At 49.2% G+C, this 9,186-nt stretch carries 7 protein-coding genes; 4 read left to right on the top strand and 3 right to left on the bottom strand.

The window, feature by feature from the left end:
* Positions 1-294: 294 nt before the first annotated feature.
* From Q4A14_RS08300 to dapA, 3 genes are all read right to left on the bottom strand, one after another.
* Complete coding sequence (locus Q4A14_RS08300; protein ID WP_303171364.1) at positions 295-2,265, bottom strand: DUF4954 family protein; 1,971 nt, start codon at positions 2,263-2,265, stop codon at positions 295-297.
* Positions 2,266-2,282: 17 nt separating this feature from the next.
* Complete coding sequence (locus Q4A14_RS08295; RefSeq protein WP_303171362.1) at positions 2,283-3,548, bottom strand: nucleoside permease; 1,266 nt, start codon at positions 3,546-3,548, stop codon at positions 2,283-2,285.
* Positions 3,549-3,612: 64 nt separating this feature from the next.
* Positions 3,613-4,512, bottom strand: coding sequence for a 4-hydroxy-tetrahydrodipicolinate synthase (dapA, locus tag Q4A14_RS08290; RefSeq protein ID WP_303171361.1), 900 nt, complete (start codon positions 4,510-4,512; stop codon positions 3,613-3,615).
* A 258-nt stretch (positions 4,513-4,770) separates the two neighbouring features.
* On the opposite strand from dapA, the gene Q4A14_RS08285 reads away from it, so the two are divergent.
* The 4 genes from Q4A14_RS08285 to Q4A14_RS08270 all read left to right on the top strand — a co-directional run bounded on the left by Q4A14_RS08285 (position 4,771) and on the right by Q4A14_RS08270 (position 8,731).
* Positions 4,771-5,526 carry a DUF5715 family protein gene (locus Q4A14_RS08285; RefSeq protein WP_303171359.1) on the top strand — a complete coding sequence of 252 codons (756 nt, stop codon included), beginning with the start codon at positions 4,771-4,773 and terminating at the stop codon, positions 5,524-5,526.
* 18 nt (positions 5,527-5,544) lie between these two features.
* Entirely contained in the window at positions 5,545-6,345 is an 801-nt protein-coding gene (locus tag Q4A14_RS08280) for a bifunctional 2-polyprenyl-6-hydroxyphenol methylase/3-demethylubiquinol 3-O-methyltransferase UbiG (protein WP_303171357.1), read from the top strand.
* Between the two features lie 233 nt (positions 6,346-6,578).
* Positions 6,579-7,652, top strand: a complete 1,074-nt coding sequence (gmd, locus tag Q4A14_RS08275; protein ID WP_303171356.1) for a GDP-mannose 4,6-dehydratase — start codon at positions 6,579-6,581, stop codon at positions 7,650-7,652.
* Positions 7,653-7,654: 2 nt separating this feature from the next.
* A complete protein-coding gene (locus Q4A14_RS08270; protein ID WP_303171354.1) occupies positions 7,655-8,731 on the top strand; it encodes a GDP-L-fucose synthase in 1,077 nt (358 codons plus the stop codon).
* The last annotated feature ends 455 nt before the right edge of the window (positions 8,732-9,186 follow it).

Raw genomic sequence — 9,186 nt, 5'->3', positions numbered from 1 at the left:
TGCCCCAGGGGAAAAAGGGAGAACTAACCTTACACACTTTTTCGGACACTACCGTGTGGTCACAGATAATGTATGGCCCACTCGTTCGAGTCTGTTATCGTCAGTTTTCATTGCCATTGAAGGTATAAACAGTTCGACTTTTTCAATCATAACGAACGATACAGGAGTATCAAATACAGAGCGGAGGATATTTGTTGATGTATCCTTTATCGAGTTGCCGTTAACAAAACAGCCCCACCTGATAGGATTCAGACTATCGGCGAGGCTGTTTCGGCAAATGATGATAAGGCTGTTTCAGCCTTTGATCTTTGAGAGACGGAGAAGCGTCTGCTCTCCGAGAGCACGCTTTTTCTCTATGTGTTGAGTCACCTCGAGGACGATAGGATTGTTGGCTATCGCCTCCATCTTCTCATCTATATCTGCGTAGCGCTGGTTGGCAAAGCTGATGCGCCCCACGATCTCATGCTCCTTGTAAGCATCCGTGTGGAGGTATTTGTCAATAGTGACGACAGCATCCATCCATTCGGTCACGATGCGTGTGATGAGGGCAGAGTCGATGTCTTCGTGTTTTTGGATCCCATACCAACGACACATGAGATGGTATGACCACTCCCACTCCAGATCATAGTAAGACTTATGAAGGGCATGGAATGCATCGTTGATCGAATAGAGATCTGAGAGTTCGCCCGACTTGATACGGTCGGTGATCTTGTCTATCGCAGTCTTGGGCGCTATGAGTCCCGAGATATCGAGCCACTCACCGGCACTCTCCGTATTTGCAGGCTTCAGGCAGTTGCGCAAGCTCTCCTCTGTCGTGAGTTCGCAACCCTCCATCTGCTGGATGACAGAGTTACCTATAAACTTCTTGATCCCAAGGTCATAAGTCCTCAGACCATGCTCGAGCGACGTCGAACGTATGTTGATATTATTGTAGATGTACGTCTTACCGTGATGACCGATGAAGGCCCTCAGCTCCTTGAGACGGTTGTATCCCCTCTCCATCTTCCCGATAGAGAAAGGGCTGAGGAGATTGAAGTTGATACAATCCATCCTGTCATTGGGATGACGGCGATCCCTTTGTGGCCACTTCTTTGCATCTCGGATCGTCCCTATACTGCGGAGGTTGGCACCCGGCACGAGGTAGGACTCGTTGTCGTTCTCTATGACATAAGAGAAGGGGAAGTCCGAAGTATCCACGTGATGCACATGGCGTCCCATGATGAGACTGAAGGGCGCGATACGCGAAGGCCAGAGAACATAGGAGTCGCTTGTGGTCTTGGAGCCTCTTTCGACAACACCGAAGTGCATGGGACCGAGCTTGTAGAGATGGTTGCTTTGGTTCGAACCACTACCCGCATTGAGGAATGAGTAGTGCCCTGCGATGAGGAGACTACTCTTGTGCATCGTGACGGTATAAGGGCCTGCAAAGACTGCACAAGATTCCCCGTTTTCGCACTGACAGTTGGCAAAGAAGAGGGAATGCTCGGCAGAGAAAAGCCTGTCTATCTTCGTGGATTGACCCACAAAACAATAGTGGATGACAGAACCACCGGATATCCTTGCTCCGGAAGAAGCGATGAAGTGCTCCGCCATGACATTTTGCCCGATGTACACCGGTTGCTCGGGTGTACTGTTGAGACTACAGTCTCTGAGGAGAGTTGCCCCCTCGATGACGGTATGTGGGGCTATACGGGCGTTGATGATCGTCCCGGCATTCTTTATGGATGTGTTTTCACCCACAGTACCCCGATCACTGCGCAAAGTCTCCGTATAGTCGCTAAAGAGCTTGCAAAGCGCCTTTTTCAAGACCTTGTCATGTCCCATGAACGCCGCGAGGTAGGCCGTATGTGCCGTGAGTAGATCACATATCTTGACCTCTATACCTCCGGTCTCGTCGAGTACCGAGACGACAGTCCCGTTACCGAAGGTAGACTGTCCTCTCATCGCAAGGGTACACGTATTGCTTATCGTCGTGTTGTCTCCGATATCGTAGCGAGAGATACAGTCATGGACATGGTCTATGCGCACATGATTTCCGATATTGCACTCATGGATGAGGGCGTGACGTATACCGTTGGGAAGGGGGATACCGAGCTCGTTGTCTCTATATCCCGAGAGGTCTCCTATCGTACACTTACCGATAAATGTGGAGTAAAAACAAGTATCGGGATCGAAATCCTCATGTACCGTGACAAGCGACCAGTCCTTGGAGTAGCAGCCGTTCTTTTTGAGAGCTGCTATCTCTGTATCTTTCAGCTGTCTCATTGTCGTATTGTCGTTTTTTAGTGGTTGATCTTTGTGAGCTTAGGATCGCCCTTAGTCTCCTCCTTATAGCGGAAGAGGATGGCAAACAACACCATGATGACAAAAGCATAGGTGGCAAGGATGTACCACACTGTCTGCCAGTCGGTCACTCCGTCATGCGTGAAGTGCTTGACGATCCGGCCACTGGCAAAGCTGCCGATGATAGCTCCTATACCGTTGGTCATGATGATGAAGAGCCCTTGTGCCGAAGCTCGTATCTTGGGATCTACCTCACGATCCACAAATATCGATCCGGAGATGTTGAAGAAGTCAAAAGCCATGCCGTAAACGATCATCGAGAGGATGAGGAAGATAAATCCATCGCCGGGATTGCCGATACCGAAGAAGCCGAAACGGAACATCCACGCGAGCATACTGATGAGCATGACGTTCTTGATACCGAATCGACCGAGGAAAAACGGAATAGCGAGGATAAACAAGGTCTCGGAGATCTGAGAGAGCGACAGCAGGATGTTGGGGAACCTTACGGCCAAGCTGTCTGCATAGTCGGCCTTGAAACTATCGAGGAATGGATTGCCGAAAGCATTGGTGATCTGCAAGCAAGCCCCAAGGAGGATGGAGAAGATGAAGAATACCGCCATCTTCTGACTCTTGAAGAGCACAAAGGCATCAAGTCCGAGAGTAGCGAGGAGACTCTTTTTCTCCGAGCCGGTGCTTCTGTTGGGCGGACAAGCAGGTAGAGTGAAGCTGTAGATACCCAAAGCGATAGCAAAAGCTGCAGAGATATAAAACTGCATCTCGCTACGGCCTGACCCTGTGAGGTCTACGATCCACATCGCAAGGATGAAGCCCACAGTACCCCACACACGAATAGGAGGGAACGTCTTGACAATGTCGAGCTTGGCATTGTTGAGGGCAGAGTATGCGATGGTATAGGTCAATGCCAGCGTCGGCATATAACACATACACAAGAACAACATAAGGGTATAAAACGAAGTGTAGTCTGTCGTATTGGCGACAGCGATCAAGATACCTCCGGCAACGAGGTGAAGGATACCGAGGAGGCGTTCGGCATTGACCCAACGGTCAGCTACGATACCGATGATCCCCGGCATGAAAAGTGAAGCGATACCCATCAACGCATAGACAGCACCGATCTGCGCCCCGTCGGCATGGAGCGCCACTGCCATATATCCTCCGAGAGAAATAAGCCATGCTCCCCATGTTGCGAACTGGAGGAAGTTCATCACGGTGAGCCTCATCTTGATGTTGTTGTGTTGCATAGTCTTTGAAAACTAAGTGTTGTGATTGATTTATTTTGATAACCTAATATTTTGTGCGTATGTGTCAGCGCGAAAGTTGTTCCATGATGACACGGAGTGCATCAGCCATCTTGGCACTGCCCTCATCGGTCATAGGGATGAGAGGCAGACGCAGACGCCCGTTGATGATGCCCATGTGCTTCATTGCCGTCTTGATCCCCGATGGATTGCCCTCGACAAAGAGGAGCGGATATAGCTCTTTGAACAAGTGGTGTATCGGCAATGCCGCAGCCATATCACCCTGTCGGGCGAGACGCACCATGGTACTGAACCTCTCAGGGAAAGCATTGCCTATCACCGAGATCACACCATCGGCACCCATCGCGATGAGCGGATAAGTGATCGTATCGTCACCACTGAGCACGATGAAGTCGGGATCACGCTGCTTGATGATCATGTCTATCTGAGAGACGATCCCCGAAGCCTCCTTGATCCCGATGATGTTGCGACACTCACGAGCGATACGGAGCGTAGTCTCGGGGAGCATATTGACCGCAGCACGAGCCGGGATGTTGTATAGGATGATGGGCAGGGGGCTTGCCTCGGATACAGCCTTGAAGTGGCGATAGAGTCCTTCCTGAGTAGGCTTGTTGTAGTACGGACAGACGCAGAGCAGAGCATCTATACCCTCTTTGTCCATCGTCTTTATACGATGTATGATCTTGTTTGTACCATTGCCACACACACCTACGACGAGAGGGATGCGCCCCTTATTGACCGCCTTTATGATCTTGATGATATTGTCCTGCTCTTCTATGGTAAGCGTGGGAGACTCTGCTGTCGTACCTATGGCGACGATGAAGTCTGCCCCTCCGGAAATCTGCAACTCGGTAAGTTCCTCAAGTTTGACATCGTCCACACTGTCATCTTCCTTGAAGGGCGTGATGAGAGCCGATCCCATGCCTTTTATTGTCTTTGTTTCCATTGCGGTAAACGGTATATTTATTCTTCTACGAGTGCGAGCCGATCATGAGACTCCGGAAGGTCGGAAAAAAGGTTAGACAACCTTCATCATCAAGTTAGACAACCTTTGTCATCAAGTTAGACACGTTGATTTCGCACCTTCTTTACCTTGCCCGGACACAGAGGCTGACTCGTCCTCTGCCCTACCCCGGATCGCACTCACGTTATCTGCACAAAGATATATTTTTTTGTCCTATATTTGTAGCAAAAGTTAGCGCAAATGGATATCGGGCAAAATACTGAAACCAATGACGTAGAGACTGCACAGGCAGAGAGGATTGTCAGCCTCATGCCTCTATTTACCAGATACATCATACCCCTTGTACTCGTCACCCTCATCGGGGTGTTGTGGCTGAGAGGGTATCTCACGATCCCCGAAAGCAGAGACTCGGACCCGCTCACCACAATGGTACGTAGCGGTGTCCGCTATCAAGGGAGCTTCGCAAGGGACTTCAACGACCTCAACGACCTGCAACTCGAGGCCGCACGACGCATCGGCATCTCGCCCCTCGAGTCTCGCGAAGGGCTCGACAAGGTACTCGGCAAACTGAAAGAAGTACACAGCAATGGCGACATACACGTCGATCCTCTCAAGCACTCCGTCCCCTACCTCGTCCCCGAAGCCCGCACCCTGCTCTATGAGATAGGCAAACGGTTTACACAGATACTCCGCGACAAAGATCTCCCCAAGTATCTCCCTATCGTGACAAGCGTCACCCGCACCCGAATGGATATCAAGTCCTTACAGCACGGTAACGGCAATGCGACGGACAACAGCACCCATCTGTATGGTACGACATTCGATATATCTTGGAGCAGATACAAAAAGGCGGATAAGAGAGATGAGCGCACCCTCTCCTCGGACGAACTCAAACACATCCTCGCCATCGTCCTTGCCGAACTCAAAAAAGATGGCAGGTGCTATATCAAACACGAAGTCAAACAAGCGTGTTTCCACATCACCACGAGACCATAATCCACATATAATAAGACCATGCAACATAGACATTCGGACAGAAGAAGATATTTTGAAGAGCTTGCAAACACCTCGAGAAATTATTACATCGATTATATCAAATCCTATAAGGACATAACCGGCGAGACTTCGATACTCGAGATTGGTTGTGGAGAGGGCGGAAATCTCGTGCCATTTGCTCAAATGGGATGCAAAGTCACGGGCCTCGACATCTCTGAAGTTAGAATCCGACAAGCAACAGAGTTTTTTAGAGAAGTAAACCTTGAAGGAGAGTTTTGTTGTGTAAACTTTCTCAATCTTCCTGCGCCTGTCAAAGATGAAGAAAAGTACGATGTCATTCTCATGCACGATGTGATCGAACATATCGAGGCTGCTGACAAAGAACAATTTACCCAACATATAAAAAAGTTTGTAAAAACTGACGGTGTTATTTTTATTGCTTTTCCTGCATGGCAAATGCCATTTGGGGGACATCAGCAGATATGCCATAGCAAGGTATGCTCAATCACTCCATTTACACATCTTCTTCCGATGAAAGCTTACAAAAAGTATCTGAGTTTCTTCGGAGAAAATGAGGCCTGTATTAACGAACTTATGAGCATAAAACGATCCAAAATGACAATAGAACATTTTGAAAGACTATGTAAAAACCAAAAGTATGAAGTATTGGACCGTACTCTATGGTTCGTCAATCCTCACTACAAGGAAAAATTTGGATTTCCCGCGCTCAAACTCAATAAGATCATCGGATCCATTCCCTTCATTCGTAACTACTTCTCAACTTCGTGTTTTTATCTCCTCACGTCTTCCTCTCAGTAGCGAACATATCAAAAAACAGAGATAAAATACAATAGCATAAGAGCAGGGCGACCTTCACATATCGGGCAGCCTTCTCTTTTTATTTGATCTTGTCAGTTAAGAATGTTACTTCCTGTTATCTTTGCTATCCGATTTGCACAAACGAATCTCATGTCTTCGAGAGCATCGACACCGGGCACTGTCGGCAGAAAAACGTACATTTGTATCATAAACAAGCTAATGACCAATTCTTTATGCAGAAAAAGGCTTTAATCACCGGTATTACGGGGCAGGATGGTTCGTACTTGGCGGAATTCCTTCTCGAAAAAGGGTACGAAGTACATGGTATCATCAGGCGTTCGTCGTCGTTCAACACCGGGCGTATCGAGCACCTCTATCTCGATGAGTGGGTGAGAGACATGAAGCAGAAAAGGCTCATCAACCTCCACTACGGAGACATGACCGACAGTTCTTCTCTCATACGCATCATCCAACAGATTCGCCCTCAAGAGATATACAACCTTGCAGCTCAAAGCCACGTGAAAGTGAGTTTTGAAGTCCCTGAATACACTGCCGAAGTGGATGCCGTGGGCACACTCCGACTCCTCGAAGCGGTGCGTATCCTGGGCTTGGAGCATGAGACAAAGATCTATCAGGCATCGACTTCGGAACTTTATGGCAAAGTCGAGGAGATCCCTCAGAGCGAGACGACACCGTTTCACCCTTGTTCGCCATACGCAGTGGCCAAACAGTATGCCTTTTGGATCACAAAGAATTATAGGGAGAGCTATGGGATGTTTGCCGTCAATGGTATCCTCTTCAATCACGAGAGTGAACGCAGAGGTGAGACCTTCGTGACCCGCAAGATCACCCTTGCGGTAGCTCGTATAGCAAGCGGTCTGCAGGACAAACTCTACCTCGGCAACCTCAATGCCTTGAGAGACTGGGGATATGCCCGGGACTATGTGGAGTGCATGTGGCTGATGCTACAGCACGAGCGCCCCGAAGACTTCGTGATCGCGACGGGACAGCAACACTCGGTACGGGAGTTTTGCACCAAAGCCTTTGCCATAGCGGGTATAGACTTGCGCTGGGAGGGTGAAGGAGTGGATGAAAAAGGTATAGATACAGCCACCGGTAAGGTCATCGTAGAGGTAGATCCGAAATACTTCCGACCCAGTGAGGTGGAGACGCTCCTCGGAGATCCTTCAAAGGCAAAGACCCTCCTCGGATGGAATCCCTCAAAGACTTCTTTTGACGAACTCGTGCGCCTCATGGTAGAGGGAGACATGGAGTACGTCAAGCACCACCGTTCTCATCGCCTCTGATCATGGATAAGGGAGCTAAGATATATGTCGCCGGACATCGTGGGCTTGTCGGCTCTGCGATATGGCACAACCTTGAGAGCAAAGGTTATACCAACCTCATAGGGAGAACTCATGCGGAGCTTGATCTGATGGATGCAGTTGCGGTGAGGGACTTTTTCGATGCCGAACGCCCGGAGTATGTCATCCTCGCTGCGGCACATGTGGGTGGCATCATGGCGAACAATGTGTACAGGGCGGACTTTATCTTCAACAACCTGCAGATCCAACAAAATGTCATAGGGGAGAGCTTCCGGCACGGAGTCAAGAAGTTGCTTTTCCTCGGGAGTACATGCATCTATCCTCGTGATGCACGTCAACCGATAAGGGAGGATGAACTCCTCACTGCACCTTTGGAATACACCAACGAACCTTATGCCATAGCAAAGATCGCAGGGCTGAAGCTCTGCGAAAGCTTCAACATACAATATGGTACCAACTTCGTCGCCGTAATGCCTACCAATCTGTACGGGCCTAATGACAACTTTGATCTCGAGCGTAGCCACGTCCTACCGGCAATGATACGCAAGATACACCTGGCACAGTGTCTTCTCCGTGGGGACATGACTGCGGTGCGCAAAGATCTCATGAACCGCCCGGTAGAGGGCATAGATGGCACGGCGGAGGAAAAGGTGATCGTCTCCCTACTCTCACGGTACGGCATATCGGCACAAAGCGTCACGCTGTGGGGATCGGGAAAACCGTTGAGGGAGTTCTTGTGGAGCGAAGACATGGCGGACGCGTCTGTCTTCGTCATGGAGCATGTAGACTTCAAGGACACCTGCTCCGACTCCAAGGAGATACGCAACTGCCACATCAACATAGGTACGGGAAAGGAAATATCCATACGTGAACTGGCCCTGCTCATCCGTGAAACGGTGGGTTACGGGGGGGAGATACTCTTCGACTCGGATAAGCCTGACGGCACAATGCGAAAACTCACGGATGTCTCCAAACTCCACTCTCTCGGCTGGTACCACACAGTAGAGATACACGAAGGCATAGCCCGCCTGTACGAATGGTACCTCACCCACAACTCGTAAACAAACCTTTGAAACATAAAAGCCTTCTGACGACACAAGGAGCTATGCCCTTTGACGACACAACAAACAAGGTCTCCTGACAGCACAAGGAACAATGCCTTGTGAAAAAGCAAGAAATAAGGTCCTTTGAGGAAACCGCCCCCTATCAAAACAAGGGGCAAGACCTTCTGAGAGGAGAAGAAATAAAGCCTTTTGAGGATACCGCAAACGCCCCCTGACAAGACAAAGAGCAATGCCCTTTGACGACATAACAAACAACATCTTCTGACAAAACAATAAACAAAGAATCCTGACTTGACACACTGAAAGTCAGGACTCTTCATTTTATTCCCTCCCCGAATCAGAAACAACAACGATACTCGTGCAAACAGAGGCCAAAAAGAATTCTGAAAAAGTTACCGATACTGTCCTAAAAAAGTGTGTAAGCCCCATTAGTCCTTAACTTTGAGATAAGA

The organism is Porphyromonas sp. (assembly GCF_030529325.1).
Classification (GTDB): domain Bacteria; phylum Bacteroidota; class Bacteroidia; order Bacteroidales; family Porphyromonadaceae; genus Porphyromonas_A.
Note: the sequence above shows the minus strand (reverse complement) of the source record. Positions and strands in the feature narration are given on the sequence as shown.

Bases quoted from the DNA above. Each gene is read 5' to 3' on its own strand.
- Q4A14_RS08300 (WP_303171364.1), bottom strand. From the start codon at position 2,265: ATGAGACAGCTGAAAGATACAGAGATAGCAGCTCTCAAAAAGAACGGC.
- Q4A14_RS08295 (WP_303171362.1), bottom strand. From the start codon at position 3,548: ATGCAACACAACAACATCAAGATGAGGCTCACCGTGATGAACTTCCTC.
- dapA (WP_303171361.1), bottom strand. From the start codon at position 4,512: ATGGAAACAAAGACAATAAAAGGCATGGGATCGGCTCTCATCACGCCC.
- Q4A14_RS08285 (WP_303171359.1), top strand. From the start codon at position 4,771: ATGGATATCGGGCAAAATACTGAAACCAATGACGTAGAGACTGCACAG.
- Q4A14_RS08280 (WP_303171357.1), top strand. From the start codon at position 5,545: ATGCAACATAGACATTCGGACAGAAGAAGATATTTTGAAGAGCTTGCA.
- gmd (WP_303171356.1), top strand. From the start codon at position 6,579: ATGCAGAAAAAGGCTTTAATCACCGGTATTACGGGGCAGGATGGTTCG.
- Q4A14_RS08270 (WP_303171354.1), top strand. From the start codon at position 7,655: ATGGATAAGGGAGCTAAGATATATGTCGCCGGACATCGTGGGCTTGTC.